This window comes from Streptomyces sp. NPDC048337, assembly GCF_043201175.1.
Classification (GTDB): Bacteria; Actinomycetota; Actinomycetes; order Streptomycetales; family Streptomycetaceae; genus Streptomyces.
This window is the reverse complement of sequence record NZ_JBICYR010000018.1, coordinates 69,177-95,685: the sequence shown is the minus strand read 5'-3', so window position 1 is coordinate 95,685 and position 26,509 is coordinate 69,177. Positions and strand designations below refer to the sequence as shown.

At 73.0% G+C, this 26,509-nt stretch carries 26 protein-coding genes and 1 pseudogene; 15 read left to right on the top strand and 12 right to left on the bottom strand.

What is annotated here, in order from left to right:
• Positions 1 to 97 precede the first annotated feature (97 nt).
• Positions 98 to 1,372: a magnesium transporter MgtE N-terminal domain-containing protein gene (locus tag ACGFYU_RS26285; RefSeq protein WP_393829774.1), complete on the bottom strand. Its 1,275-nt coding sequence runs from the start codon at positions 1,370 to 1,372 to the stop codon at positions 98 to 100.
• A gap of 167 nt (positions 1,373 to 1,539) precedes the next feature.
• Here ACGFYU_RS26285 and ACGFYU_RS26280 point away from each other — a divergent pair, with 167 nt between their 5' ends.
• Positions 1,540 to 2,331, top strand: a complete 792-nt coding sequence (locus ACGFYU_RS26280) for a hypothetical protein (RefSeq protein ID WP_393829773.1) — start codon at positions 1,540 to 1,542, stop codon at positions 2,329 to 2,331.
• A gap of 167 nt (positions 2,332 to 2,498) precedes the next feature.
• On the opposite strand, the gene ACGFYU_RS26275 is transcribed toward ACGFYU_RS26280, so the two are convergent.
• Positions 2,499 to 3,014: a hypothetical protein gene (locus ACGFYU_RS26275; RefSeq protein WP_393829772.1), complete on the bottom strand. Its 516-nt coding sequence runs from the start codon at positions 3,012 to 3,014 to the stop codon at positions 2,499 to 2,501.
• 31 nt (positions 3,015 to 3,045) lie between these two features.
• On the bottom strand, positions 3,046 to 4,161 hold the full coding sequence (locus ACGFYU_RS26270) for a magnesium and cobalt transport protein CorA (RefSeq protein WP_393829771.1): 1,116 nt from the start codon (positions 4,159 to 4,161) through the stop codon (positions 3,046 to 3,048).
• Between the two features lie 413 nt (positions 4,162 to 4,574).
• On the opposite strand from ACGFYU_RS26270, the gene ACGFYU_RS26265 reads away from it, so the two are divergent.
• From ACGFYU_RS26265 to ACGFYU_RS26250, 4 genes are all read left to right on the top strand, one after another.
• Positions 4,575 to 5,159, top strand: coding sequence for a suppressor of fused domain protein (locus ACGFYU_RS26265; RefSeq protein ID WP_393829770.1), 585 nt, complete (start codon positions 4,575 to 4,577; stop codon positions 5,157 to 5,159).
• Between the two features lie 72 nt (positions 5,160 to 5,231).
• Positions 5,232 to 5,870 (top strand): DUF6758 family protein, encoded by a 639-nt coding sequence (locus ACGFYU_RS26260; protein WP_393829769.1) that lies wholly within the window; start codon positions 5,232 to 5,234, stop codon positions 5,868 to 5,870.
• A gap of 200 nt (positions 5,871 to 6,070) precedes the next feature.
• On the top strand, positions 6,071 to 6,934 hold the full coding sequence (locus ACGFYU_RS26255; protein WP_393829768.1) for a PHP domain-containing protein: 864 nt from the start codon (positions 6,071 to 6,073) through the stop codon (positions 6,932 to 6,934).
• Between the two features lie 87 nt (positions 6,935 to 7,021).
• Positions 7,022 to 7,627, top strand: a complete 606-nt coding sequence (locus tag ACGFYU_RS26250; RefSeq protein ID WP_393829767.1) for a MarC family protein — start codon at positions 7,022 to 7,024, stop codon at positions 7,625 to 7,627.
• An 80-nt stretch (positions 7,628 to 7,707) separates the two neighbouring features.
• Here ACGFYU_RS26250 and ACGFYU_RS26245 read toward each other — a convergent pair whose 3' ends face one another.
• The 3 genes from ACGFYU_RS26245 to ACGFYU_RS26235 form a co-directional block, all read right to left on the bottom strand.
• Positions 7,708 to 7,860, bottom strand: a complete 153-nt coding sequence (locus tag ACGFYU_RS26245; RefSeq protein WP_164495937.1) for a hypothetical protein — start codon at positions 7,858 to 7,860, stop codon at positions 7,708 to 7,710.
• Between the two features lie 99 nt (positions 7,861 to 7,959).
• Positions 7,960 to 8,814, bottom strand: a complete 855-nt coding sequence (locus ACGFYU_RS26240; RefSeq protein WP_393829766.1) for an alpha/beta fold hydrolase — start codon at positions 8,812 to 8,814, stop codon at positions 7,960 to 7,962.
• 124 nt (positions 8,815 to 8,938) lie between these two features.
• Positions 8,939 to 10,963 (bottom strand): DEAD/DEAH box helicase, encoded by a 2,025-nt coding sequence (locus ACGFYU_RS26235; protein WP_393829765.1) that lies wholly within the window; start codon positions 10,961 to 10,963, stop codon positions 8,939 to 8,941.
• Positions 10,964 to 11,410: 447 nt separating this feature from the next.
• Between ACGFYU_RS26235 and ACGFYU_RS26230 the strand changes: the two genes are divergently transcribed.
• Positions 11,411 to 12,169 (top strand): ferritin-like fold-containing protein, encoded by a 759-nt coding sequence (locus ACGFYU_RS26230; protein ID WP_393829764.1) that lies wholly within the window; start codon positions 11,411 to 11,413, stop codon positions 12,167 to 12,169.
• Between the two features lie 74 nt (positions 12,170 to 12,243).
• Here the strand turns inward: ACGFYU_RS26230 and ACGFYU_RS26225 are convergent, their stop codons facing one another.
• From ACGFYU_RS26225 to ACGFYU_RS26210, 4 genes are all read right to left on the bottom strand, one after another.
• Positions 12,244 to 12,543: a hypothetical protein gene (locus tag ACGFYU_RS26225; RefSeq protein WP_393829853.1), complete on the bottom strand. Its 300-nt coding sequence runs from the start codon at positions 12,541 to 12,543 to the stop codon at positions 12,244 to 12,246.
• A gap of 134 nt (positions 12,544 to 12,677) precedes the next feature.
• Complete coding sequence (locus tag ACGFYU_RS26220; protein ID WP_393829763.1) at positions 12,678 to 12,905, bottom strand: DUF3107 domain-containing protein; 228 nt, start codon at positions 12,903 to 12,905, stop codon at positions 12,678 to 12,680.
• Positions 12,906 to 13,030: 125 nt separating this feature from the next.
• Positions 13,031 to 13,669: a TetR/AcrR family transcriptional regulator gene (locus ACGFYU_RS26215; RefSeq protein WP_393829762.1), complete on the bottom strand. Its 639-nt coding sequence runs from the start codon at positions 13,667 to 13,669 to the stop codon at positions 13,031 to 13,033.
• 126 nt (positions 13,670 to 13,795) lie between these two features.
• A complete protein-coding gene (locus tag ACGFYU_RS26210) occupies positions 13,796 to 14,014 on the bottom strand; it encodes a hypothetical protein (protein WP_393829761.1) in 219 nt (72 codons plus the stop codon).
• 131 nt (positions 14,015 to 14,145) lie between these two features.
• On the opposite strand from ACGFYU_RS26210, the gene ACGFYU_RS26205 reads away from it, so the two are divergent.
• The 8 genes and pseudogenes from ACGFYU_RS26205 (at position 14,146) to moeZ (ending at position 22,881) form a co-directional block, all read left to right on the top strand.
• Positions 14,146 to 15,114, top strand: coding sequence for an alpha/beta fold hydrolase (locus tag ACGFYU_RS26205; protein WP_393829760.1), 969 nt, complete (start codon positions 14,146 to 14,148; stop codon positions 15,112 to 15,114).
• A gap of 5 nt (positions 15,115 to 15,119) precedes the next feature.
• Positions 15,120 to 16,484, top strand: a complete 1,365-nt coding sequence (locus ACGFYU_RS26200) for a DUF3152 domain-containing protein (protein ID WP_393829759.1) — start codon at positions 15,120 to 15,122, stop codon at positions 16,482 to 16,484.
• A 54-nt stretch (positions 16,485 to 16,538) separates the two neighbouring features.
• Positions 16,539 to 17,096, top strand: a pseudogene (locus tag ACGFYU_RS26195) (ATP-binding cassette domain-containing protein); the annotation flags it as partial.
• A gap of 176 nt (positions 17,097 to 17,272) precedes the next feature.
• A complete protein-coding gene (locus ACGFYU_RS26190) occupies positions 17,273 to 18,853 on the top strand; it encodes a DUF3492 domain-containing protein (protein WP_393829758.1) in 1,581 nt (526 codons plus the stop codon).
• Positions 18,850 to 19,881, top strand: coding sequence for a hypothetical protein (locus tag ACGFYU_RS26185; protein WP_393829757.1), 1,032 nt, complete (start codon positions 18,850 to 18,852; stop codon positions 19,879 to 19,881). The genes ACGFYU_RS26190 and ACGFYU_RS26185 overlap by 4 nt, the downstream gene beginning before the upstream one ends.
• Positions 19,878 to 20,888: an NAD-dependent epimerase/dehydratase gene (locus ACGFYU_RS26180; protein WP_393829756.1), complete on the top strand. Its 1,011-nt coding sequence runs from the start codon at positions 19,878 to 19,880 to the stop codon at positions 20,886 to 20,888. The genes ACGFYU_RS26185 and ACGFYU_RS26180 overlap by 4 nt, the downstream gene beginning before the upstream one ends.
• Complete coding sequence (locus ACGFYU_RS26175; protein ID WP_393829755.1) at positions 20,876 to 21,640, top strand: spherulation-specific family 4 protein; 765 nt, start codon at positions 20,876 to 20,878, stop codon at positions 21,638 to 21,640. The genes ACGFYU_RS26180 and ACGFYU_RS26175 overlap by 13 nt, the downstream gene beginning before the upstream one ends.
• Before the next feature lie 62 nt (positions 21,641 to 21,702).
• Positions 21,703 to 22,881, top strand: coding sequence for an adenylyltransferase/sulfurtransferase MoeZ (gene moeZ / locus ACGFYU_RS26170; RefSeq protein WP_393829754.1), 1,179 nt, complete (start codon positions 21,703 to 21,705; stop codon positions 22,879 to 22,881).
• Positions 22,882 to 22,933: 52 nt separating this feature from the next.
• On the opposite strand, the gene ACGFYU_RS26165 is transcribed toward moeZ, so the two are convergent.
• Positions 22,934 to 24,514 (bottom strand): alpha/beta hydrolase, encoded by a 1,581-nt coding sequence (locus ACGFYU_RS26165; RefSeq protein ID WP_393829753.1) that lies wholly within the window; start codon positions 24,512 to 24,514, stop codon positions 22,934 to 22,936.
• Positions 24,515 to 24,636: 122 nt separating this feature from the next.
• Between ACGFYU_RS26165 and ACGFYU_RS26160 the strand changes: the two genes are divergently transcribed.
• Positions 24,637 to 25,065 (top strand): hypothetical protein, encoded by a 429-nt coding sequence (locus ACGFYU_RS26160; protein WP_393829752.1) that lies wholly within the window; start codon positions 24,637 to 24,639, stop codon positions 25,063 to 25,065.
• 38 nt (positions 25,066 to 25,103) lie between these two features.
• On the opposite strand, the gene hemG is transcribed toward ACGFYU_RS26160, so the two are convergent.
• Complete coding sequence (gene hemG, locus ACGFYU_RS26155; RefSeq protein WP_393829751.1) at positions 25,104 to 26,477, bottom strand: protoporphyrinogen oxidase; 1,374 nt, start codon at positions 26,475 to 26,477, stop codon at positions 25,104 to 25,106.
• Positions 26,478 to 26,509 lie beyond the last annotated feature (32 nt).

The following is a 26,509-nucleotide window of genomic DNA, read 5'->3' as shown; positions in this document are numbered from 1 at the left end:
CTCCGTCAGACCGTGCTCGCGCGCCAGCCGGGCCTGCTCGCGCCGCTCCCGGATCTGCTCGCGCCGCCGCTCGCGCGACTGGTCGCCGCGCCCCCGCTCAGTGCCCACGCACGGCCTCCTCGGAGTGGTGGAAGTCCGTCTCCCGCCAGTCGTCGGGCAGCAGGTGGTCCAGGACGTCGTCGACCGTGACCGCGCCCAGCAGCGAGCCGCTCTCGTCGACCACGGGCACCGCCACCATGTTGTACGCGGCCAGGTAGCTGGTCACCACGGGCAGCGAGGCGTCCGGCCGCAGCGGCGGCAGGTCGGTGTCCACGATCGAGCTGACCAGCGTGAACGGAGGGTCCCGCAGCAGCCGCTGGAAGTGCACCGTGCCCAGGTACTTGCCCGTCGGCGTCTCGTCCGGCGGCCGGCACACGTACACCTGGGCCGCCAGCGCCGGCGACAGGTCCGCCTGCCGTACGCGGGCCAGCGCGTCGGCGACGGTCGCGTCCGGACGCAGCACGATCGGCTCGGTGGTCATCAGACCGCCCGCCGTCCGCTCCTCGTAGGACATCAGGCGGCGCACGTCGGCCGCGTCGTCCGGCTGCATCAGCGTGAGCAGCCGCTCCTTGTCGTCCTCCGGCAGCTCGGAGAGCAGGTCGGCCGCGTCGTCCGGGTCCATCGCCTCCAGGACGTCCGCGGCGCGCTCCTCCTTCAGCTTCCCGAGGATCTCCACCTGCTCGTCCTCCGGCAGCTCCTCCATGACGTCCGCGAGCCGGTCGTCGTCGAGGGCGTTGGCCACCTCGGCGCGCCGCTTCGGCGTCAGGTGGTGCAGGACGTTCGCCACGTCGGCCGGGCGCATCTGCTCGAAGGTGGCGACCAGGTTCTCGGCGCCCTGCCCGTGCTCCTCCAGGGAGAAGCCGGTGACCGCCGACCACTCCACGGTCAGGGTCTCGCCGCGCCGCCGCAGCGCCCCGGACTTGCCCTTCCGTACGAAGATCCTGTCGATCTCCCAGTCCCGGCGGGCCGGCAGCTGCTGGATGGCCACGTCCAGGACGGTGACCTCCTCGCCGTCCGCGACCAGTTTCACCCGCCGGTCCAGCAGCTCGCCGAGGATCAGCCGCTCGGTGGGACGCTGCTCGAACCGCCGCATGTTCACGACGCCGGTGGTGATGACCTGCCCGGACTCCACGCCCGTGACCCGGGTCATCGGCAGGAAGATCCGGCGACGGCTGACCACCTCGACCACCAGCCCCAGCAGCCGCGGCGGACGCCCGCCGACGCGCAGCATCGCGACGAGGTCGCGGACGCGGCCGACCTGGTCGCCATTGGGGTCGAAAACGGGCACACCCGACAGATGCGAGACGAAGATCCGCGGGGCGCCTGCAGCCATCCGAGCGCCTCCAGACGCGTCAATCAACAGTCCTACCGCCCCTCAGGCTAGCCCGTGCCCAAACCAAGCGTCCTGGTGGGGCGGTCCGGCCGGGGGGTTGGAGGGGGCGGGCCCACAGGCGGGTACGCTGCCTGCTGCCCGCCAACGACGACGAGAGGCACTCGCCCGTGACCGCGTACTTCCCCACCGCACGGCTGCGCCGGGCCGCCTTCATCGGTGCGCTGTGCGCGGGCCTCGCCGTCACCGGCACGGGCTGCGGGGAGGATCCGGACGAGGGGACGAACGGGGTCGGGAAGCTCTCCGCCGACAAGATCGAGGAGAAGGCGAAGGCGGCCGCCACCGAGGCGGACTCGGTGCACCTGTCCGGCACGCTGGTAACCGGCGGCAAGACCTTCACCCTCGACATGAGGCTGAAGTCGGACGGCGGTTCCGGCGAGGTGAAGTCCCAGGACGACACCTTCCAGCTGCTGCGGGTGGGGGAGCAGCTGTACCTGAAGGCGAACGCGGCCTTCTGGGGCAAGTCGGACTCGGCCGGCAAGCTCGGCGACAAGTACGTGAAGGTGCCCGAGGGGGACCCCTCCTACAAGCAGTTCCGCGGCTTCACCGACATGGACGTCCTGCTGGACGGGCTGCTCGGACTGGAGGGGAAGCTCGCCAAGGGCTCCTACACCAAGGTCGGGCACACCCGCGCGGTCCAGGTCACGGCGGACGAGGGCAAGGGCGGCAAGCTCTCGGTGTCCCTGGAGGGGACGCCGTACCCGCTGCTCATGGAGCGTGCGGGCGGCGCCGGCCGGGTGGAACTCGCGGAGTGGGGCAAGACCTTCCCGCTCGCCCCGCCCGCGCAGGACCAGACCGTGGACTACGGCTCCCAGCTCCCGACGACGAAGGGCGAGAGCGGCGCCCCCGCCCCGTCCCCCTCCAAGGGCTCGGGCCAGGGCTCGAACCCGACGAAGCCCTAGCCCTGCGGGGCGGGGCCGATTCCGCCGGGGCCGGGCGCGCGCCGGGACACCTCCTCGGGCGCCGAACGTGGCCAGGGGCCGGACATGGACAGCGGGACAGCGTTCGGCGCCCTGCGGGGGCGCCCCGGCACACACCCGGCCCCGTCGCAGCCGGCGGGAACCGGGGGTCAGCCCCGGGCGGACTTCTTGCGCTTGAGGAGGAGCTTCGGCAGGTGTGCCGGGATCGGGCGGCGGGTGATCGCCGGGGAGGCCAGGGGGGCCGCGGCCAGGGAGCCCGCCGGGAGCTCGGCGTGGACCGCCTGCGGCTCCAGGCGCAGCAGTCGGCACTCCCGCGCCCACCGCTCCGTCATGTCCTCCGAGTCGGGCGCGTTCAGCCGCTTGCCCTTGAGCTCGGCGACCGCCGCCGCCCACTCCTCGCCGCGGGGCGGCAGCTCCCGTACGGTCGCCGTCCAGGCCACCAGCCGACCGCCCTTGTCCTTGCTCCGCACGGTCACCTCGGCGGACGCGCCGTCGGCCAGGCCGGGGAAGGGCTGCTCGCCGGGCCCGTCGCCGAGCACATGGGCCGCGCCGTCCACCCAGGCGTGCCACAGGGCCCGATCGGCTCCGGCGCCGCGGACCCAGATCAGGCCGGACTTCTTGGTGGCCTCCTCGACGAGGGCCAGGTCGAGCGTGCTGAGAGTCATGCGGACAGGGTAGGGGGTCCGCCCGCCGGCGCTACAGCCAGCCGTGGCGGCGAAGCGCGCGGTGGATGGTGAAGCAGATCCCGACGATCGAGGCCATCACCATCGGATAGCCGTACTTCCACTGGAGCTCGGGCATGTGCTCGAAGTTCATGCCGTACACCCCGCAGATCATCGTCGGCACGGCGATGATCGCCGCCCAGGAGGTGATCTTGCGCATGTCCTCGTTCTGCGCGACCGTCGCCTGCGCGAGATTGGCCTGGAGGATCGAGTTCAGCAGCTCGTCGAAGCCGACGACCTGCTCGTGCACGCGGGCGAGGTGGTCGGCGACGTCGCGGAAGTACTTCTGGATGTCCGGGTCCACCAGCCGCATCGGCCGCTCGCTCAGCAGCTCCATCGGCCGCAGCAGCGGCGCGACCGCCCGCTTGAACTCCAGCACCTCGCGCTTGAGCTGGTAGATGCGCCCGGCGTCGCCGCCGCGCGCGACGCCCTTGGCGGGGGCGGCGAAGACCGCGCTCTCCACCTCGTCGATGTCGTCCTGTACGGCCGCGGCGACCGCGATGTACCCGTCGACGACGTGGTCGGCGATGGAGTGCAGGACCGACGAGGGGCCCTTGGACAGCAGGTCGGGGTCGTCCTGGAGCCGGTGGCGCAGCCCCTTGAGGGAGCCCTGGCCGCCGTGCCGGACGGTGATGACGAAGTCGGGGCCGGTGAAGCACATCACCTCGCCGGTCTCCACCACCTCGCTGGTGGCGGTCAGTTCGGCGTGCTCGACGTAGTGGATCGTCTTGAAGACGGTGAAGAGGGTGTCGTCGTAGCGCTCCAGCTTCGGCCGCTGGTGCGCGTGCACCGCGTCCTCCACGGCCAGCGGGTGCAGCCCGAAGGTCGCGGCGATCCCCGCGAACTCGGCCTCGGTCGGCTCGTGCAGGCCGATCCACGCGAAGCCGCCGTCCTCGCGGACCCGGCGGATCGCCTCACGCGGCGTCAGACACACGGGTCCCAGCACGCGCCGGCCGGCGCGGTACACGGCGCAGTCGACCACCGCGCTGCTCGCCGAGGGATCGCGGGTGGTGTCGTATCCGGGCTGTGCCGGGGTGGACTTGCGCAGCGACGGGCGGACGGCCGCACGCAGGTAGGGCAGCATCGACATGGCAGGCTCCTTCGCGCGCACGGCTGCGGACCGTACGGGTGGGAGACCCTCCGCGGCCGAGGGCGGGCGGGCCCGGGCAGGCGGAAGGAACAGGACGGGAGGACAACGTTCTGCCGTCGCTCTTCTACTGACTTCCGGTGATCAGAAGATCAATGGGGGCGGGAGACGCCCGTCACAGAAGCGGAAGAGCGATTGGTACTGCACGATCGACTTCGGTCCATTGCAGCCCCACCTCCTCCGGCCGGTCCCCCGTAGGGGAGGTCCTGTAGCCGGGGCACCGAAACAACTCCCCCAGCTACCGCTGGGAGGTGCCCCCATCTGCGGTGAGGCCCCGAACAGCTGTCAACACTATCAGCCGACGGATGGTCAAGACCCGCCCTTTACCCGGCTGATACGAGTTCTATGCTCGCTCCATGGCAGAAATTCTGGCCCTCGTCGAGGCCCGGCTGCGCTCCGCGTTCGGCGAACCCGACGCACGCGCCGCCGTCACCTTCCTGGGCACCGACCGCATCGAGGTACTCCGCTTCGCCGAGGGCGACCTCGTCCGGTACGCGACCCTCGGGATGTCCGCGCACCCCATGACCGACCCGACCGACGTCGTCGCCGACCCCGTACGCGGGCCGCGCGCCGAGCTGGTGCTGACCGTACGGGGAGGAGTCGCCCCCACGGACAAGCTGCTCAGGCCGCTCGCGGTGCTGGCCGCCTCCCCGCAGGTCGAGGGGCTGATCGTGGCCCCCGGGGCCTCGCTCGACGTGGGGGAACCGCTCTGGGACGGAGCGGCGTTCAGCAGCGTCCTCGTGGCGGAACCGGGGGGCCTGGTGGAGGACCTGGAGCTGGACGAGCCCATGGATCCGGTGCGCTTCCTCCCCCTCCTCCCCATGACGGCGAACGAGGCGGCCTGGAAGCGGGTGCACGGCGCGGCCGCCCTCCAGGAACGCTGGCTCGCGCGCGGCACGGATCTGCGGGATCCTCTGCGTACCGCTGTCGCACTGGACTGAGACCGGTACCGGCCGCCCGGACGGGTGATCGCGTCTTGACGGGGCGCCGGGCGGGGAGGAGCGTGGCTTCTTATGAGGGGCGAACCAACGTGCCCGAAGTGTGGTGGCCGGGTCAGGGCGCCCGGGCTCTTCTCCGACTCATGGCAGTGCGCGGTGCACGGCGCTGTCCACCCCCTGCAGCCCGCCGTCCCGCCCAGCGTCGAGGGCCTGGGCGTGGTCGTGCACCGGGCGCGGGTGCCGGTGTGGATGCCGTGGCCGCTGCCGGTGGGGTGGCTGTTCACCGGGGTCGCGTCCGCCGGTGACGACCGCAGCGGGGGCCGGGCGACGGTCGTGGCCTGCTCGGGTCCCGGTCCGCTCGGCGGCATGGGCGAGATGCTGCTGATCGCCGAGGAGCTGGGCGTGGGCCTCGGCGCGCGGTTCGCGGGGATCGACGGCCCCGACCCCGGCTCGTACATCGACGTATCGTCCCCGCCGCACGCCAAGGTGGTCGCGGCGGGCCGGCCGACCCCGCTGTGGCACCTCAACGGGGTGCCCGAGGACCGGGCCGTCTTCGCGGGCGAGGCGCGGGGCCTGTGGCTGTGGGCGGTCGTCTGGCCGGAGCAGTCCGGGCTCCTGCTGTACGACGAGCTCGTCCTCACCGACCTGCGCGAATCGGGGGCCGAGGTCGAGCTCCTCCCGTGCGGTGCCCTGAGCCCGCGCATCCTCTCCTAGACGCGCCGCTCGCGCGGCTCGGCCGCGAGCGGCCTCCCCGGCTTCGCGCCGCTGCGCCGGCCTCCGGCCGTCGGACCCGGGCGGCCGGAGGCCGGCCACAGGCCCTGGGGCACCTTCTGCGGCGCGGGGCCGGGGGGAGCCCGGAGAGAGTGGCGGTACCCTGGAGTGTCCCCCGTCCGCGTAAACCCTGGAGTCCGGCTGTGCGTATCGACCTGCACACCCACTCCACGGCCTCCGACGGTACGGACACCCCCGCCGAGCTGGTGCGGAACGCCGCCGCGGCGGGGCTGGACGTGATCGCCCTGACCGACCACGACACCGTGGGCGGATACGCCGAGGCCATCGCCGCGCTGCCGGCCGGGCTGACGCTGGTGACCGGGGCCGAGCTGTCCTGCCGCCTCGACGGGGTCAGCATGCACATGCTCGCGTACCTCTTCGACCCCGAGGAGTCCGAGCTCGCCCGCGAGCGGGAGCTCGTCCGGGACGACCGCACGCCCCGCGCGCGGACCATGGTCGGCAAGCTTCAGGCGCTCGGCGTGGACGTCACCTGGGAGCAGGTGGCCCGGATCGCCGGCGACGGCTCGGTGGGGCGGCCGCACATCGCGACCGCGCTGGTCGAGCTGGGCGTCGTACCGACCGTGTCGGACGCCTTCACGCCCGACTGGCTCGCCGACGGCGGCCGCGCCTACGCCGAGAAGCACGAGCTCGACCCCTTCGACGCCATCCGCCTGGTCAAGGCGGCCGGCGGGGTCACCGTCTTCGCGCACCCCCTCGCCGTCAAGCGCGGCGAATGCGTGCCCGAGGCCGCGATAGCCGAGCTGGCGGCCGCCGGTCTGGACGGCATCGAGGTGGACCACATGGACCACGACACCGACACCCGCGCGCGACTGCGCGGCATGGCGGCGGACCTCGGTCTGCTGACCACCGGATCCAGCGACTACCACGGCAGCCGCAAGACCTGCCGCCTCGGGGAGTACACGACCGACCCCGAGATCTACGGCGAGATCACGCGCCGCGCGACCGGGGCCTTCCCCGTGCCGGGCGCCGGCGGACGCGAGCGCTAGGCCTTTCCCTTCCTCGGATCGGGCCCGCTTCATCCGTCCCACCGCCTTTTCTTCGCACCACCCCTCTCTCTCCTGCAAGGCCTCACTGTGTTTGATTTCGCTGTCTTCGGATCCCTTTTTCTCACGCTTTTTGTGATTATGGACCCCCCGGGGATCACGCCGATCTTCCTCGCCCTGACCTCCGGACGCCCCGCCAAGGTGCAGCGCCGCATGGCCTGGCAGGCCGTCTGTGTGGCCTTCGGCGTCATCGCCGTGTTCGGTATCTGCGGCCAGCAGATCCTGGACTACCTGCACGTCTCCGTCCCGGCCCTGATGATCGCCGGTGGTCTGCTGCTCCTGCTCATCGCGCTCGACCTGCTCACCGGCAAGACCGACGAGCCGAAGCAGACCAAGGACGTGAACGTCGCCCTCGTCCCGCTGGGCATGCCCCTGCTGGCCGGGCCCGGTGCGATCGTGTCCGTCATCCTGGCCGTGCAGAAGGCGGACGGGTTCGGCGGGCAGGTCTCCGTGTGGGCCGCGATCGCCGCGATGCACGTCGTGCTGTGGCTGACCATGCGCTACTCGCTGGTGATCATCCGGGTCATCAAGGACGGCGGCGTCGTCCTCGTGACGCGGCTCGCGGGCATGATGCTCTCCGCGATCGCCGTCCAGCAGATCATCAACGGGGTGCTCCAGGTGGTCCGCGGCGCCTGACCGCGCCCCGCGGCGCCCGCCCACGCGAACGCCCCCGCACCGGATCGGTGCGGGGGCGTTCGGCGTTCGTGTGTGAATCGTCAGGAGGACGCACTCTCGGCCGGTCGGATCAGAATGCGCTGGCCGATGGCGGCCGCCTGCTGCACGATCCGGTTGACGGAGGCCGCGTCCACGACGGTGCTGTCCACGGCGGATCCGTCGACGTCGTCCAGGCGCAGAATCTCGAAGCGCACGGGGCTTCTCCCTTCGTCAGTGTTCTCCTTGCACTGGTTCAACGAAGTGTATGAGGCAAACATTCCCTACGCTAAGGAAATTTTTTCATTCGCTAAGTACTAGTGGGTGCAGGAGGCCCAGAACGCGACCAGCGCACCCGCCGTGACCTGCGGATTCTCCGCATTGGGGGAGTGTTCGGAGGACGGTACGACGACCCGCTCGGCGCCCAGCCGGCGAGCCATGTCGTCCATCAGCGGGACCGGCCAGGCGTAGTCGACCTCGCCGGACATCACCAGCTTCGGCAGCGGGACCGCCGCCAGGTCGTCCACCCGGTCGGGCTCGGAGATCAGCACCCGGCCGGTGCCGATCAGCTGCTCGGGGACCGTGGCCACCCACCGGGCGCGCAGGAACCGAGCCAGCTCGGGGGAGTCCGCGACGGCGTCCTCAGGGTCCTGGGCCCGCATCAGAGCCCAGATGCCCGGCATGTCGTCCCCCATCGCCTCCAGCGCGCCGACCAGCAGCTTCGTACGGGCCTGCTGCTCCTCGGAGATCGTGGCCGGCCCGCTGCTCAGCAGGGTGAGGGAGGCGAAGGGGGCGGGATCGCGCAGCACGGCGGCGCGCGAGATGAGCCCGCCGAGCGAGTGGCCGACCAGGTGCAGCGGGCCCCCGCCCAGCGCGGCGGCCTGCGCCAGCACGTCCAGTGCCAGCTCCTCCAGGGTGTACGCCGACTCCTCGCGCGGGCCGGGCGTCTCGTACTGGCCGCGCCCGTCGACGGCGACCACCCGGTAGCCGGCGGCGGAGAGGGGTTCCAGGAGGGCGATGAAGTCCTCCTTGCTGCCCGTGAAGCCGGGAACCAGCAGCGCGGTCCCGCGGACGGGCTCGCCCGCCTCGTGCACGGCGAAGTCGCCGCGGGCGGTCGAGAGGCGGTACGCGCGGGCGGCGGCTGGCAGGGTGAGGCGCGGCGGCTTGCTCATGGGCCCGAGGTTACCGGCCCGTACGGGAGCACACAGCCTCCCCCGGAACGCGACCGGAGGCCCCCGGGTACGCCGATGGCCCCGGCCCCCTCGGAAGGGGACCGGGGCCATCGGCGCCGGTGCTTTACGCCTCCGGCGCGGCCGCGGCCTTGCGGGTGCGGGTGCGCTTCGGCTTGGCCGGGGCCTCCTCGGCCATGGCGGCGGCCTCGGCGACGGCCGGGGCGGCCTGCGCGGCCTTGCGGGTGCGCTTCGGCTTGGCCGGAGCCTCCTCCGCCACCGCGGCGGCCTCGGCGACGGCCGGGGCGGCCTCCGCGACCTTGCGCGTACGGGTGCGCTTCGGCTTGGCGGGCGCCTCCTCGGCGACCGGCGCGGCCTCGGCGACCGGGGTCACCGCGGCGGCCGGGGCCGCCTTGCGGGTGCGACGGGCCCTGACGGGCTCGACGGGCGGGGCCATCTGGAAGTCCGGCTCGGGAGCCGTCTCGACCTTGCGGACCGGCCGGCGGGGGGCCCTGACCGGCTCGACCAGCGGGGCCATCTGGAAGTCGGGCTCGGGGGCGGCCGGGGCGGCCTTGCGGGTCCGCGTGCGGCGCGCCTTGACCGGGGCCTCCGCGGCGGGGGCCTCGGCGACCGGGGCCTCGGCGACCGGGGCCTCGGCGGCCGGGGCGGCCTCGACCACCGGAGCGGCCGGGGCGGCCTGGGCCGGTACCGCGCCCACCCGGGTGCGGCGGCGGCGCGGCCTGCGCGGCTCGTCGGCGGCCGGGGCGGCGGGAGCCTCGGGGGCCTCCGACACCGGGGCCACGGCCGCGGTCTCGGCGCCCACCTCGGCACCACCGCGGGTACGGCGACGCTGGCGCGGGGTCCGCGTACGGGCCGGACGCTCCTCCGTCACCACGGCGGCGGCAGGACCGCGTCCGCCGCGGCCACCGCGGCCGCCGGTCTCGCCCAGGTCCTCGAGCTCCTCGGCCTTCAGGCCGGCCCGCGTGCGCTCGGCGCGCGGCAGGATGCCCTTGGTGCCGGCCGGGATGTTCAGCTGCTCGAACAGGTGCGGGGACGTGGAGTACGTCTCGACCGGGTCGTGGAAGTCCAGCTCCAGCGCCTTGTTGATCAGCTGCCAGCGCGGGATGTCGTCCCAGTCGACCAGGGTGACGGCGGTGCCCTTGTTGCCCGCGCGGCCGGTACGGCCCACACGGTGCAGGAAGGTCTTCTCGTCCTCCGGCGTCTGGTAGTTGATGACGTGGGTGACACCCTCGACATCGATACCGCGCGCGGCGACGTCGGTGCACACCAGCACGTCGACCTTGCCGTTGCGGAACGCGCGCAGGGCCTGCTCGCGGGCGCCCTGGCCCAGGTCGCCGTGGACGGCGCCCGAGGCGAAGCCGCGCTTCTCCAGCTGCTCGGCGATGTCGGCCGCCGTGCGCTTCGTGCGGCAGAAGATCATGGCCAGGCCGCGGCCCTCGGCCTGCAGGATGCGGGAGACGAGCTCCGGCTTGTCCATGTTGTGCGCGCGGAAGACGTGCTGCGCGATGTTGGCGACGGTCGCGCCCTCGCCGTCCTCGGAGACGGCGCGGATGTGCGTCGGCTGCGACATGTACCGGCGGGCCAGGCCGATGACCGCGCCCGGCATGGTCGCCGAGAACAGCATGGTCTGACGCTTCGGCGGCAGGTAGTTGATGATCTTCTCGACGTCGGGCAGGAAGCCCAGGTCGAGCATCTCGTCGGCCTCGTCCAGGACGAGCGCCCTGACGCGCGACAGGTCGAGCTTCTTCTGCCCGGCGAGGTCGAGCAGGCGGCCCGGGGTGCCGACGATCACGTCGACGCCCTTCTTGAGCGCCTCGACCTGGGGCTCGTACGCGCGGCCGCCGTATATGGCGAGGACGCGGACGTTGCGGACCTTGCCAGCGGTCAGCAGGTCGTTGGTGACCTGGGTGCACAGCTCGCGGGTCGGAACCACCACGAGGGCCTGCGGGGAGTCGGTCAGCTGCTCGGGCTTGGCCCGGCCCGCCTCGACGTCCGCGGGAACGACGACCCGCTCCAGCAGCGGAAGGCCGAAACCGAGCGTCTTGCCGGTTCCGGTCTTGGCCTGGCCGATGACGTCCGTGCCGGAAAGGGCGACGGGGAGGGTCATCTCCTGGATCGGGAAGGGGGACACGATGCCGACGGCCTCAAGGGCCTCGGCCGTCTCGGGAAAGATCCCGAGGTCTCGGAACGTAGTCAGGGTGCTGCCTCTTCTGTGAGACGCGGCGCGAGGCGGCGAGGGGGGTCGTACCGTGCCGTGCTTGCAGTACTGCCACGTACGAAGCTGCGCGGGACCACTAGCCTTCGCTCAAGCGCATCTGCCGCTGAGGGGGCCCCTCGTAAGAGGCGGTACGCATGAACGTACGCACCACACCGAGGGCGGTCGGTTGGAGCCGATCGGGCCACCGACCGGGCATCCTCATTCGGATGGCCCGCCGAGTATTCGGCAGGCGCATTACCACTGTACCCCGGAATCGCGCAGGCGTGTCGGGCGAATTCACCGTCCAGGCGTGTTTAGGTGGACTGACAGCGACCCGACGGGGTGACTTACTGCCCCTTCCGGCGGGCTATTGTGCGGTGCATGTCGACCGTTGAAAACGCCTCGCCCGCCGACGACAGCACCCCCGCCGAAGCCGCGGGCATCGCCGCCCAGGACTGGGCGACGGCCTCCGCCTCGCCGCAGTACCGTGCCGCCGTCGTGGACCTGCTCGGCGCGCTCGCGTACGGAGAGCTCGCGGCGTTCGAGCGCCTCGCCGAGGACGCGAAGCTCGCGCCCACCCTCGACGACAAGGCCGAGCTCGCCGCCATGGCCTCCGCCGAATTCCACCACTTCGAGCGGCTGCGCGACCGGCTCGCCGCGATCGACGCCGAGCCCACGGCCGCCATGGAGCCCTTCGCCAAGGGCGTCGACGACTTCCACCGCCAGACCGCGCCGTCGGACTGGCTGGAGGGCCTGGTCAAGGCGTACGTCGGCGACTCGATCGCCAGCGACTTCTACCGCGAGGTCGCCAGCCACCTGGACACCGACACCCGCGCGCTCGTCCTCGGCGTGCTCGACGACACCGGCCACGGCAACTTCGCCGTCGAGAAGGTGCGCGCCGCGATCGAGGCCGACCCGCGCGTCGGCGGCCGCCTCGCGCTGTGGGCGCGCCGGCTGATGGGCGAGGCCCTCTCGCAGGCCCAGCGCGTGGTCGCCGAACGCGACGCGCTCTCCACCATGCTGGTCGGCGGCGTGGACGGGATGGCGGCCGGCTTCGACCTGGCGGCCGTAGGCGAGATGTTCACCCGCATCACCAAGGCGCACACCAAGCGCATGGCGGCCCTCGGCCTCGCCGCCTGACGCGGACATACGCCGGCCCCCGGTGCGCGATCACGCGCTCGGGGGCCGTTCGCGTCTAGTGGGTGTCTTGTGGATCAGCCCCGCGACGGGACCGAAAACGGAGTCCTGTGGGAAGGCCTGCGGGGCCCTGAGGCCGGCCGGAGCAGCAGCGACACGACCACCGCCGACACCAGCACGGCGCCGAGCAGGGTCGCGGTGAGGGTGTTGTGCTCGGGGCCGAGCGCGAAATGCATCAGATACGCCCCGAACAACGCCCCCAGCACCCCGCTGACCAGCACCACTCTCACCGAGGGCAGCCTGCGTGCGAGCACTCGCGCGGCTGTCGCGGAAAGAGCGAGGCCCAGCAGGGCAGAGCCGAGCGCCTCCATCAGCAGCATGGGGTCCCTCCCATACGTCAGGGCAAACCTGGTCACTGCGGTCCTACCCGAAGCGGAAGAAAGAGAAACGGCCTGGTGGATGGAACCACCAGGCCGCTTCTCGCAGTTCTCGGCACCTCGGTGCCACCGCGTCAGAGCGCGCCGAAGCCGACCTTGCGCACGCTCGGCTCGCCCAGGTCCACGTAGGACAGGCGGTCGGACGGCACCAGGACCTTGCGGCCCTTGTTGTCGGTGAGGCTCAGCAACGGCGACGTACCCGAAAGGGCGGCGGTGACGATGCTCTCCAGCTCCTCCGCGCTCAGGTCGCTCTCCAGCACGATCTCCCGGGGTGCGTGCTGCACGCCGATCTTGACCTCCACGGCTTTGTCCCTCCGACGATCCGGTTCGCGCGATCAGCCGCGCCGTACGCGCTCCACATTAGCCCGGAGAGGGGACGGGAACCGCGCGGAGCGGACACGCTCGCAGCGAACAGCGACCGGGACGCTCAGCCCTCGCTGCCGTGCAGCGGGAAGCCCGCGATACCGCGCCAGGCGAGCGAGGTCAGCAGGCCGACCGCCGTGTCCCGGGCCACCGGGCTCTCGCTGGACAGCCAGTAGCGCGCCACGACCTGCGAGACACCGCCCAGCCCCACGGCGAGGAGCATCGACTCGTCCTTGGACAGGCCCGTGTCCTCCGCGATGACGTCCGAGATGGCCTCGGCGCACTGGAGCGAGACGCGGTCGACGCGCTCGCGCACCGTCGGCTCGTTCGTCAGGTCGGACTCGAAGACCAGCCGGAAGGCGCCGCCCTCGTCCTCCACGTACGCGAAGTAGGCGTCCATCGTCGCGGCCACGCGCAGCTTGTTGTCCGTCGTCGACGCGAGCGCGGTCCGCACGGCCAGCAGCAGCGACTCGCAGTGCTGGTCCAGCAGGGCCAGGTAGAGGTCGAGCTTGCCGGGGAAGTGCTGGTACAGCACCGGCTTGCTCACACCGGCACGCTCGGCGATGTCGTCCATCGCCGCCGCGTGGTAACCCTGCGCGACGAAAACCTCCTGGGCCGCGCCCAGCAGCTGGTTGCGCCGGGCTCGGCGCGGCAGTCGCGTGCCCCGCGGACGCGCTGCCTCGGTCTGCTCGATGGCTGTCACGCCGCCTCCCACTTTCTCTAAGAACACAGTGCGCTCTGCGCCGCGCCGCCATCGTACTTTTCGGTAACCGAATCTGTAGGGTTCAAGCCGAGTTTTCTCGCGGTACGGACCGGTCGGAGGCGCTGGTCAGCGGTAGTCGTCCTCGTCCATCGGCACCACCCGGGCCTGCTCGGCCGCGTCACCGTCATTGGCCTCGCCGCGCTCCACACCGGTGACCCGGTCGTCCTCCTGCGACGGGCCCACCTCGGTCTGCTGCTCCGCCAGGTCCGCCTCCGGCGCCTCGGGGTCGATGATCTCGGGAAACGGCTCCCGGAAGGTATCCGGCTCCGCGGGGTCGACAGTCATTCCGCTCCCCTCGCTTCCTTGTGCTCACTATGAGCCTAGGAGGATCGCGGATACCCCGCTATATGGATCCGTATGCGTCTGTGACCGCGAACACAAGAAGACCGACGTGATCGTCTCGTAACATTGCCCGCATGTCTTCGACCGAGCTGCCGGGTGTACGGTCCACCGCCGAACCGTCCTCCCTGGTGGGAGCCGTTCGGGTGGCCGACGGGGAGCAGGTGCGCACCGCCGCGCTGCCCGGGCTGGAACTCGCCGTCCGCGTGCGCCCGCCGGTCCGCACCGACCTGCCGCCGGCGCTGTTCGTCCACGGACTCGGCGGTTCCTCGCAGAACTGGTCCGACCTCATGGCGCGCCTCACGGACACCGTCGACGGCGAGGCCGTCGACCTGCCCGGCTTCGGCTGGTCCCCGCCGCCCGCCGACCGGGACTACTCCGTCACCGCCTTCGCGCGTGCCGTCATCCGGCACCTCGACGCCGCCGGGCGCGGCCCGGTCCACCTGTTCGGGAACTCCCTCGGCGGCGCCGTCTCCACGCGCGTCGCCGCCGTCCGCCCCGACCTCGTACGCACCCTGACGCTGATCTCGCCCGCCCTGCCCGAGCTGCGCGTGCAGAAGTCGGCCGTGCCGACCGCGCTGCTCGCCGTACCGGGCGTGGCGGCGCTCTTCGGCCGGCTGACGCGCGGCCTGAGCGCCGAAGAGCGCACCAGGGGAGTGACGGACCTCTGCTACGGAGACCCCTCCCGGGTGACACCGGAGGGCTTCCGCCACGCCGTGGAGGAGATGGAGCGGCGGATGGCCCTGCCGTACTTCTGGGACGCCATGACCCGCTCCTCGCGCGGCATCGTCGACGCCTACACCCTGGGCGGGCAGCACGGACTGTGGCGCCAGGCACAGCGTGTGCTCGCGCCGACCCTGCTCGTCTACGGTGGCAGGGACCAGCTCGTCTCCTACCGTATGGCGCGCAAGGCCGCCGCGGCCTTCCGGGGTTCGCGGCTGCTGACCCTGCCCGAGGCGGGGCACGTGGCGATGATGGAGTACCCCGAGGTGGTGGCCGCCGCCTTCCGGGAGCTGCTCCGAGATACCGAAGACGGCAAGGGCTGAGGACCGTGGGACGACATAGTCGCAAGGCCCCCGCCCCTGCCGCGGCGCCCGCACCGGTGGAGCCCGACCCCCTCCCGTACGAGCCCTACGAGCCGTACCAGCCGTACGAGCCCTACGAGAAGTACGGCGAACCGCGCGTCCGGGCCTGGCCGGAACCCACCGTCACCCACCAGGGCTACGTGCCCCACGACCCGCCCGTCCCCGGCGGCCACCCCCAGCAGTACGAGCGCGGCGGCGCCTGGGGGACCGGCGCCGACGCCGTCTACGGGGACTGGCGCGGAGCTCCGCGCACCCGCAGCGCGCCCCCGGCCGCCACCGTCCTGGACAGCGACACCCCCGCCTTCGGCACCCCCGCGGTGGGCTTCCCGCAGGTCACGCTGGACCCGCCGGCGTACACAGCGCCGCCGCGGGCCGCCGAGCCCGCGCCCGACGCCGTCACCTCCACCGGCTCGCACCGCCGCGTGCCCGGGCCGCGCAAGCCGGCCGACGCCGCCCCGCCCGCGGCGCAGCACCCCGGCTCGGGACGCGGCCTGAAGGTCCGCACGTACACCGGCATGGCCGCCGCGGCCGTCACCACCGTCCTCGCCGTCGTGGTCGCCGTCCACGTGGTCTCCGAAGGGGACGCCGACCGGCAGGGCACCCTCGCCGCCAAGGGCGACGGCCGGGCCGCCGACCCCGCCGACCACCGCCCCGACGGCGCGGCCGCGCCCGTCGGGTCCGCCCCGGCTCCGGCGGCGTCGGCGCCCTCGTCGGCGCCCGCGCCGGAGCTGACGTACGAACAGAAGATGGCCCAGCAGCTGCCGATCGACGAGAAGCTCACCGGGCCCGGCACCTTCGACACCGTGCCGGGCGTGGCGAAGGCCCCCGGCAAGGGGAAGGTCGTGCGCTACCGGGTCGACGTCGAGCAGGGCCTGGGACTGGACCCGCAGCTCTTCGCCGAGGCCGTCCACCGCACCCTCAACGACGACCGCAGCTGGGGCCACGGCGGGACGAAGACCTTCGAGCGGGTGCCGGGCGGCGAGGCCGAATTCGTGATCACCCTCGCCAGCCCGGGGACCACCGGGGCCTGGTGCGCCAAGTCCGGCCTCGACACCACCATCGACAACGTGTCCTGCGACTCCGCGTCCACCGACCGCGTGATGATCAACGCGTTCCGCTGGGCCCAGGGCTCGGCCACCTACGGCCCGGACCAGATGTTCGCCTACCGCCAGATGCTCATCAACCACGAGGTCGGCCACCGCCTCGGCCACGGCCACGTCAGCTGCCGCACACCCGGCGCGCTCGCCCCGATCATGCAGCAGCAGACCAAGTCACTCGACATCGACGGCATCCAGTGCAAGCCCAACCCCTGGGTGTTCCCCGGTAGTTGACGGACGGCGTCGGTGCGGCACGACGGTGTCGAGGTGGTCGGGATCGGACACGGGGCGCAGATGGTGTTCCAGGACCCCGTCTCCTCCCTCAATCCGCGCCGCTCCATCGGCGAGTCCATCGCCGACCCGCTGCGCGCCGCCGGGGAACGGGACGAGGCCGCCGTCCGGGCCCGGGTCGGGGAGCTGCTGGTCCGCGTCGGGCTGGAGGCCGGGCACTGCGACCGCTACCCGCACGAGTTCAGCGGAGGCCAGCGCCAGCGGGTCGGGATCGCGCGGGCGCTCGCGCCCCGCCCCCGGCTCATCGTCTGCGACGAGCCGGTGTCCGCCCTCGACGTGACCACGCAGGCGCAGGTCACGGCCCTGCTGGCGGAGCTCCAGCGGGAGCTCGGCATCGCGCTGGTCTTCATCGCGCACGACCTGGCGGTGGTCCGGCAGGTCAGCGACCGCGTCGCCGTCATGCGCGGCGGCGAGATCGTGGAGGAGGGTCCCGTGGACGAGGTCTACGACCGTCCGGCCCACCCGTACACCCGGCAGCTGCTGGCCGCCGTACCGGTGCCGGACCCCGCACTGGCCGCGGAGCGCCGCACGTCCCGGCAGGAGGTTTTCGCGTAACGCCTTCTTAGCGTGCTCGAACGCGAACCGTACGGGAAAGTTACGACTCTTCACCCCTTCCAGTGGCGCGACGGACAACCGTCCGTCGCGCCTTCGGCATATCCGCTTGAGTTCTTCCGCGGCGGGTCGCCGGACCGACGGCGACCGCCCTGAACGGGAGATCGGGGGTGCCACTCGTGCGGATCGGACTACTCACGGAAGGTGGTTATCCGTTTGCCACGGGAGAGGCGAGGCTGTGGTGCGACCGGCTCGTACGCGGGCTCCCGCAGCACGAGTTCGAGCTCTACGCGCTGAGCCGCAGCGCCGAGCAGGAACGCGCACGGGTCCCGCTGCCCGAGCACGTCATCCGGGTCCGGACCGCTCCCCTGTGGGCCCCGGCCGACGACGGGCGGACGTACTCCCGGCGTGAACGCCGGCGGTTCGCCGACTGCTTCGGGGAACTGGTCCACGGGATCTGCGCCGGCGAGCCCGGATCCTTCGCCTCCGGGCTCTACGGGCTCGCCGAACTCGCCCGCGACCAGGGCGGGCTGTACGCGGCCCTGCGCTCCGAGTCCGCCGTGCGGCTGCTGGAGTCCGGCTGCCGGGCGCCCGGCGCGGGCCGGGCCGTACAGGCGGCGCAGGTGCCGGACCTGCTGGAGTTCGTGGACGAACTGGAAACCATGCTGCGGCCGTTGTCGCTGGACTGGTACGAGGAGCCCGACCGGCTCGGCGCCGCCGACATCTGCCACGCGGCCGCGGGCGGGGTCGCCGCGCTCCCCGGACTGCTGGCCAAACGCTTCTTCGGAGTCCCGCTGCTGGTCACCGAGTACGGGGTCCAGCTGCGGGCCCACTACCTGGACCACCGGCCCGACGCGCGGCCGGCCGTACGGGCCCTCCTCGCGGCCTTCCACATCCGGCTCGCCGGGGAGATCTACGACCGGGCCGACCTGCTGACCCCGGGCAACGCGCACGCGCGGCGCTGGCAGGAGCGGTGCGGGGCCGCCCGGGAGCGGGTGCGGACGGTCTACCCCGGGATGGAGGCGGACCGATTCGCCGGCGTCGGGGAGGCCGCGGACTGCGGGGACCCCGACACGCTCGTGTGGGTCGGCCGGATAGAGCCCGCCAAGGACCTGATCGCCCTGCTGCACGCCTTCGCGGACGTGCGCAGGGCCGCGCCGAACGCGCGGCTGCGGATCTTCGCCACGGCGGTGGCGCCCGGCTACCTCGCCGACTGCAGGTCCCTGGCGGCGCAGCTGTTCCCCGACGAGGCCGCCGACGCCGTCACGGTCGGGGAGAACCCGGTCACCTTCGAGGAGATCGGCGGGCCCGAGGCGCCGTCCTCGGCGGAGGCGTACGGGGCCGGGCGGGTCGTCGTGCTCTCCTCCGTGATCGAGGGGTTCCCGATCACCCTGGCCGAGGCGATGTTCTGCGGCCGGGCCACCGTGTCCACGGACGTCGGCGCGGTGTGCGAGGTCATCGGGGGCACGGGGCTGGTGGTTCCGCCGCGGAACCCGCGGGCCCTCGCCGAGGCCTGCCTCTCCCTGCTGGGCGACCCCGAGCGCGCCCAGCGGCTGGGGGCCGCCGCACGGGCCCGCGCCCTGGAGCTGTTCACCGTCGAGCAGAACGTGGCCGCCTTCCAGGAGATCTACCTGCGGCTGCTGGCCCGCGGATCCGCCCGGCCGGACGGGGAGATCCCCTTCGCCCAACCCCCTGAGGCCCGGGTCCCCGGCCACTGGACCACCCCCACCTGGGCCCCCGTCCCGGAGGCGACCCCATGACCACTACGTCCGCCTCGAACTCCCCCAGCTACCTCCCCCAGACTCCGTCCGGGGGGACCCCCAGGGAGGTACCCCCGGGCGAGGCTGCAGTTGCCCCCGGCGAAGCGACGCCGCAGGCGAGGCGGCGCGGCAAGGGCGATCCCGTCAAGGCGCTGCTGCACCGGCACCGGGAGTTGTGCGAGCGCGCCGTCGACCCGTTGGAGATCGCCGCCGGGCTGGAGGCGCACGGGATCACCGACCGGACCGCCGCGCGGTTCCGGCACCGGGACGTGTTCTCGCTCGCCGAGGAGATGTACGCCCGTACCCCGCGAGGGGAGGCCCCCGCCGCCGCGCAGCCACCGGCACGGGCCTCCGCGTTCCGCGGCTTCGGCTACGCCCTGCTGCCCGGCGCCCTCGCCTTCGGGGCGGCCGCCGCCGGGCTGCCGTGGGCCGGGACCGCCGCCGTGGCCGTCACCGTCGCCGCCCTCGTATGGCCCGGGCGGGCCTCCGGAGGGCGGTTCCCCTACGCCGCGCACCTGCTCGCCGCGGCCGCCACCGGCTGGGCCGCGCACCGGCACGGCCCCGCCCTCGGCGTCGGCCTCGCCCTGGCCGTCGCGCCCGGGCACCTGCTCGCCGCCGCCTTCGCCGCCCGCGCCGGGGCCCGGCTCGCCGCGAGCCGCGCCCTGGAGGACTTCGCCGACCGGGCCCGGCCCCTGCTGCTGGCGGCCGTCGCCGCCTTGACCGCGGCCGCCGCCGGGGCGGCCGCGCTCGCCGGAGCACCGCTCACCGCCGCCGTTCCGCTCGCCCTGGTGCTCTTCCTGACCCGGCTCCTGCTCCGCCACGGCGCACACCGCGGGCCCGTCGCCGCCGCCCTGGCCCTCGCCCTGGTCCCGGTCCCCGCGGCGGCGCCCGCCGCCGCGGCGGGACTCCTCGTACACGCCGTCCTCGCGCTGTCCCGCGCATCCGCCCATGCGCGGCCCCGTCCATCCACCCGCAAGGAGAAACCGAAGATGACCGGCCAGCCAACCAACCAAGGGGCCACGCGATGAGGGTGCTGCTGATCGGAGCCAACGGATACCTCGGCCGCTACGTCGCCGACCGGCTGCTCGCCGACCCCGCCGTCCAGCTCACCGCGCTCGGCCGCGGCGACGACGCCGACGTCCGCTTCGACCTCGCCACCGGCAGCCCCGGCGCGCTGACCCGGTTCCTCGACGCCGTCCACCCGGGCGTCGTCATCAACTGCGCGGGCGCCACCCGCGGCGGGGCCCGGGAACTGACCCGGCACAACACCGTCGCCGTCGCCACCATCTGCGAATCGCTGCGCCGCAGCGGGTGCGGGGCCCGCCTCGTCCAGCTCGGCTGCGCCGCCGAGTACGGGCCCAGCCAGCCCGGCTCCTCCACGGCCGAGGACGCCGTCCCGAGACCCGGCGGGCCGTACGGAGTCAGCAAGCTGGCCGCCACCGAGCTGGTGCTCGGCTCCGGGCTGGACGCCGTCGTCCTGCGGGTCTTCTCGCCCGTCGGCCCCGGCACCCCGGCCGGATCCCCGCTCGGCCGGCTCGCCGAGGCCATGCGCCGCGCGATGCAGTCCGGCGACGGGGAGCTCAAGCTGAGCGGGCTCGGCGTGCAGCGCGACTTCGTGGACGTGCGGGACGTGGCGCGGGCCGTGCACGCCGCCTCCCTCTCCGCCGCCCAGGGCGTCGTCAACATCGGCACCGGCCGCGCGGTCCGGCTGCGCGACGCGGCCGCCGTCCTGGCCCGGGTCGCCGGATACGGGGGCGCCCTGCACGAGCTGGACGTCCCGCACGGCGGACCGCAGCAGGGCCACGGGCACCCCGGCCGGCCGGCCGGGCTCGCCGCCATCGGATCCCCCCGCTCCGAGGCGACGGCCGAGCAGCTCGCCGCCGCGGCCCCGCCGCAGTACCCGTACCCCGACGGCTGCGGGGCCTGGCAGCAGGCCGATGTCCGCACCGCCCGCGACCGCCTCGGCTGGCGGCCCCGGATCAACCTGGAGGAGTCCCTCGCGGACATCTGGATGGAGGCGGCGTGCCGTATCTGACCACCCCGCCGGGGCCCGCGGCGGCCGCCACGACGGAGGCCGGCCGCCTCGGCCTCGGCATCCCCGGCTACGCGCACCCGCTGCTCGCCCCCGTGGAGTGGGCCGAGCTGACCCGCCCCGGCACCCCGCTGCACTGGGCCGTGCTCAATGTCACGGACGGCCCGGGCGCGCGACCCGACCCGCACTGCACGGAGGCCGCCGCGAAGCTGCGCGCGGTCAGCGGCGCGGGCCCCCGCCTCCTCGGGCATCTCGCGATGCGAGACGGTGAACGGACCTTCGGAGAGCTGATCTCCGACGCCCACCGCTTCCGCGACTGGTACGGGGTGGGCGGCTTCTACCTCGCCGGCGCCCCGGCGGACAAGGCGGAACTGGCCTCGGTGCGCCGGGTCGCGGACACCCTGCGCGGCCTCGGCGAGGACATCCGGATCGTCCTCGGGCACGGCACCCACCCGTACGAGGGCTACGTGGAGGTGGCCGACCAGCTGGTCACCTTCTCCGGGGCCTGGGCCGACTACCGCTGGTCGCAGGTGGCGGAGTGGACCGCCGACCACCCGGCGGAGCGGTTCTGCCACCTCGTCCACGGAGTGCCCCGCACCCACCTGGAGGAGTCCCTGCGGATCGCCCGCTGGCAGGGCGCCGGGACCATCTGGTTCACCGACCGGCGCGGGGCGGGAGACCGGGACCCTTGGGCCTCAATGCCCGCGTACTGGGACGAAATCGTCTCACGTATCGGGACAGGTGTCTTGGAATGAAGACGGGCGTGGCAGTGTTACGGGAGAACCACCATGAAGTCATACCCATCTACGGAGTCCCCGTGTCGCTGCCACCCCTGGTAGAGCCAGCTGCTGAGCTCACCGTTGACGAGGTCCGTCGGTACTCCCGCCACCTGATCATCCCGGATGTCGGGATGGACGGCCAGAAGCGCCTGAAGAACGCCAAGGTGCTGGCCGTGGGCGCGGGCGGCCTCGGCTCGCCCGCCCTCATGTACCTGGCCGCGGCCGGCGTCGGCACGCTGGGCATCGTGGAGTTCGACGAGGTCGACGAGTCGAACCTCCAGCGCCAGATCATCCACAGCCAGTCGGACATCGGCCGCTCCAAGGCCGAGTCGGCCCGCGACAGCGTACTGGGCATCAACCCGTACGTGAACGTGGTCCTTCACGAAGAGCGGCTCGAAGCCGAGAACGTGATGGAGATCTTCAGCCAGTACGACCTGATCGTCGACGGCACGGACAACTTCGCCACGCGCTACCTGGTCAATGACGCCTGCGTGCTGCTGAACAAGCCGTACGTGTGGGGTTCGATCTACCGCTTCGACGGCCAGGCCTCGGTCTTCTGGTCCGAGCACGGCCCGTGCTACCGCTGCCTCTACCCGGAGCCCCCGCCGCCGGGCATGGTCCCGAGCTGCGCCGAGGGCGGCGTGCTGGGCGTGCTCTGCGCGTCCATCGGGTCCATCCAGGTCACCGAGGCCATCAAGGTCCTCACGGGCGTGGGCGAGCCGCTCGTCGGCCGCCTGATGATCTACGACGCCCTGGAGATGCAGTACCGCCAGGTCAAGGTCCGCAAGGACCCCGACTGCGCGGTCTGCGGTCCGAACGCGACCGTCACCGAGCTCATCGACTACGAGGCCTTCTGCGGCGTCGTGTCGGAGGAGGCCCAGGAGGCGGCCGCCGGTTCGACGATCACTCCCAAGCAGCTCAAGGAGTGGATCGACGACGGCGAGAACATCGAGATCATCGACGTCCGCGAGATCAACGAGTACGAGATCGTCTCGATCCCCGGCGCGAAGCTGATCCCCAAGGGCGAGTTCCTGATGGGCACCGCCCTCCAGGACCTGCCGCAGGACAAGCGGATCGTGCTGCACTGCAAGACGGGTGTCCGCAGTGCGGAGGTCCTCGCGGTCCTGAAGTCCGCGGGCTTCGCGGACGCGGTCCACGTCGGTGGCGGCGTCATCGGCTGGGTCCACCAGATCGAGCCCGAGAAGCCGGTCTACTAAGCACGTACCGAAGGGCCGTACCTCCCGAGCGGAGGTACGGCCCTTCGGCATGTCAGGCGGCCCCGGTCTGCGTGGGGGTCGGGGCCGTCCCCGCGGTGCAGACCGCGCCGGAGGCGGGCGGCTTCCCGTCCAGGAGGTACGTGTTCACCGCCTTCTGTACGCACGCGTCGCCGCTGTTGTACGCCCCGTGGCCCTCGCCCTTGTACGTGAGCTCCACGCCGACGCCGGGGCCCAGCCGCTCCACCATCCTGCGGGCGCCCTCGTACGGGGTGGCCGGGTCGCCGGTGTTGCCGATCACCAGGATCGGGGCGGCTCCCGGGGCGGACACGTCCGGGGTTTCCCAGGCGCCCGTGACCGGCCAGTCGGTGCAGCTCATCATCGCCCAGCCGAGGAAGTCCCCGAAGACGGGCGAGGCCGCCCGGAACGCCGGCAGCTTGGCCTTGGTCTCCGCCAGCGTGTAGCGGTCCTTGGAGTCGGCGCAGTTGATCGCGGTGTTCGCGGCGCCGATGTTGCTGTAGTGGCCTTGCTGGTCACGGCCGTTGAGGGCGTCGGAGAGGGCGAGCAGCAGCTGGCCCTGCCCGCCGTCGGCCTCGTCGAGGCCCTGCTCCAGCAGCGGCCACAGTTCCTTGGAGTACAGGGCCTGCGCGATGCCGTTGGTCGCGGAGGTCTCGGTGAGCTGCCGGTCGCCGATGCCCGCGATCGGCTTCGCGGCCAGCTGCTTCTGCAGCTTGATGATGTTCGCCTCGATCTCCTTCGCGGTGCTGCCCTGGAGCCGGCACTCGTCGCCGCGGTCCACGCAGTCCTGGGCGAAGTTGCCGAGGGCGAGCTGGAAGCCCTTGGCCTGGGCGAGCGCGCCCCCCTCGGAGGTCTTGGTCGGATCCACGACGGCGTCGAAGACGGCCCGGCCGACGTTCTTCGGGAAGAGGTGGGCGTAGACCCCGCCGAGCTCGGTGCCGTAGGAGATGCCGAAGTAGTGCAGCTTCTCGTCGCCGAGGGCCTGGCGGATGCGGTCCATGTCGCGGGCGGCGTTCTCGGTGCCCACGTAGGGCAGGACCTTCCCGGAGTTCTTCTCGCAGGCCTTCTGGTAGGTGCGGATGTTGTCGACGAAGACCTTCTCCTGGTCCGGGGTCGCCGGTGTGAAGTCCTCGGAGAAGTACGCGTCCAGCTGCTTGTCGTCCTCGCAGCGGACGGGGGCGCTGCGGCCCACCCCGCGGGGGTCGAAGCTGACCAGGTCGTACCGGGCGCGCAGGGCCTCGTACTCCTTGGCGGCGCCGGGCAGGGTGGTGATGCCGGAGCCGCCGGGGCCGCCGAAGTTGAAGACGAGCGAGCCGATGCGGTTCTTCTTGTCCCGGGCCTTCGCGCGGATCAGGGCGATCGGGATGGTCTCGCCCTCGGGCTTCGCGTAGTCGAGCGGGACGTCGAGGGTGGCGCACTGCCAGTCCTTGGGCGGGGCCTGGCCGCCGCCCTCCGCCGCGGTGGGGGCCTCGCACTCGCCCCACTTGAGGGGCCGGGCCTCCTCGGTTCCGCCGGCGTTCGTCTTCTTGCCGTCGCCGTCGTCGGAGCACGCGGCGGTGGTGAGCAGCGCGGCCACGAGGGCGGTGGTGACGGTGACCCGCAGGACTTTTCTCGGCATGCCTCCATCCTCTGCGGCGTTGGGCCGGGCCGCCCGCGCGATGACCCATCCGGGGGGCCGGAAGGTCTCCCGGTGGGTACGCTGCCGGAGGAATCGAGCGGGAACCGATCCGAGGGGGACGGATGTTGGCCGAATCGCTGACGGCACTGGCCGCGGCCACGGGGGCGGGGGTCGTCCAGGCGGCGGGCACCGATGTGTGGACCGGGTTCCGGGACCGGGTGGCGGCCCTGCTGGGGCGGGAGCGGGTGCCCGCGGTGCTCGAACGCCTGGACCGGACCCAGCGGGAGCTGGAGGCCGCCGGGCCGGATGACGCGGAGCGGGTCGCGGTGCGGCAGGAGGCTGCCTGGCAGGTACGGGTCGAGGACTTCCTCGACTCCTTCGACGAGGCGGAGCGGGCCGAGGCCGCCGCTCGCCTGCGCGAGCTCCTGGACTGGCTGGCGCAGCAGCAGGAGGCTGAGCCCGTGGCCGGAGCCACCGTGTGGAATGCCCAGGCGAGCGGGAACGGGCGGACCTACCAGGCCGGGCGGAACATCATCCACAACGAGAACTGAGGCTTGCCGGGCACATCCAGCCCCGGGGCGGGAAGTGGCTAGGCGGACAGGACTTGGTGGGCGGCCGTGCGGCCGGTGGCCACGCAGGCTGCCACGCCCACGCCCTCGTAGGCCGCGCCGCACAGGGCGAGGCCGGGGAGCTTCGAGGCCGCCTCGCGGATGCGGGTGACGCGGTCGCGGTGGCCGACGCCGTACTGGGGGAGGCCGCGGTCCCAGCGGGTCACGCGGGTGGCCAGCGGTTCGCCCATCGGGCCGACCGCGTGGTGGAGTTCGGCGATCGCGGCCCGGACCAGGTGGCGGTCCGGGCGGGCGAGGAGTTCGTCCTCCCCGATGCGGCCGATGGAGGCCCGTACGACGAAGGTCTCCGGGGACGAGGTGTCCAGCCAGGACCACTTGTTCGACAGGAAGGAGGCCGCCTTCAGGGTGTGGCCGTCCACCGGGGGGACCAGGAAGCCGTTGCCCTCCGGGAGGAAATGGGCCTGGGCCCGGGAGAAGGCCATCGTGATCACGGCGGTGGAGGCGTGCGGGATGGCCGAGAGGTCCGCCTCGGCGAGCGGGGAGTGGGGGCGCAGGAGCTCCGCCGCCGCGAAGGCGGGCAGGGCGAGGATGACCGCGTCAGCCTCCATGGTGAGGGCTCCGTCGGCCGTCATGGCCTGGACCCGCCAGCGGTTGCCCGTCCACTGGAGCGCGCGGGCCGTCGTGCCGGTGAGGATGCGGGCCCCGCAGGACCGTGCCACTGCCTGGGGGAAGCGGCCCGTGCCGCGGACCACGCCCTGGACGGCCACGGGGGCCGAGCGGGGGGCGCCCGCCGCCTTCATGCGGCGCAGGGCGGGCAGGAGGGGGGCGCCCTGTTCGGCCAGCGCCGCGATCCGGGGCATCGCGGCGCGCAGCGAGAGGCGGTCGGCGCGCCCGGCGTAGACCCCGCCCAGGAGGGGCTCGACGAGGCGGTCGACGGCCTCCCGGCCGAAGCGGGAGGAGAGGTAGTCGGTCACCGAGCAGTCCTCGGTGAGGGGGGTCGCGGGGAGGGTCTCCTCCGCCGCCACGCGGGCCACGCCCTCGGGGGAGAGGAGGCCGGTGCCGGTCAGGGCCTGGGGATCGGTCGGGACGCCCATGACGTGCCCGGCGGGCAGCGGGCGCAGCGCTCCGTTGGTCCAGATGGTGGTCGGGGCCTGCGCCGGGTCGCACAGGGCGTCGCCCAGGCCGACGGCGGCCGCCAGCTCCACGGCCTCCGGCCGCAGGGCCATCAGGGATTCCGCGCCCTCGTCCACGGCGATGCCGGCGATGGTGCCGGTGCGGAGCTTGCCGCCGACCTTGGAGTGGCTCTCCAGGACGGTGACGTCGGCCCGGCCGCGCAACTGCCAGGCGGCGGCCAGCCCGCTGATGCCCCCACCGATGACGATTACTGAACGCATGGTTTTCTCCTGTCCCCCATCGACGATATGGG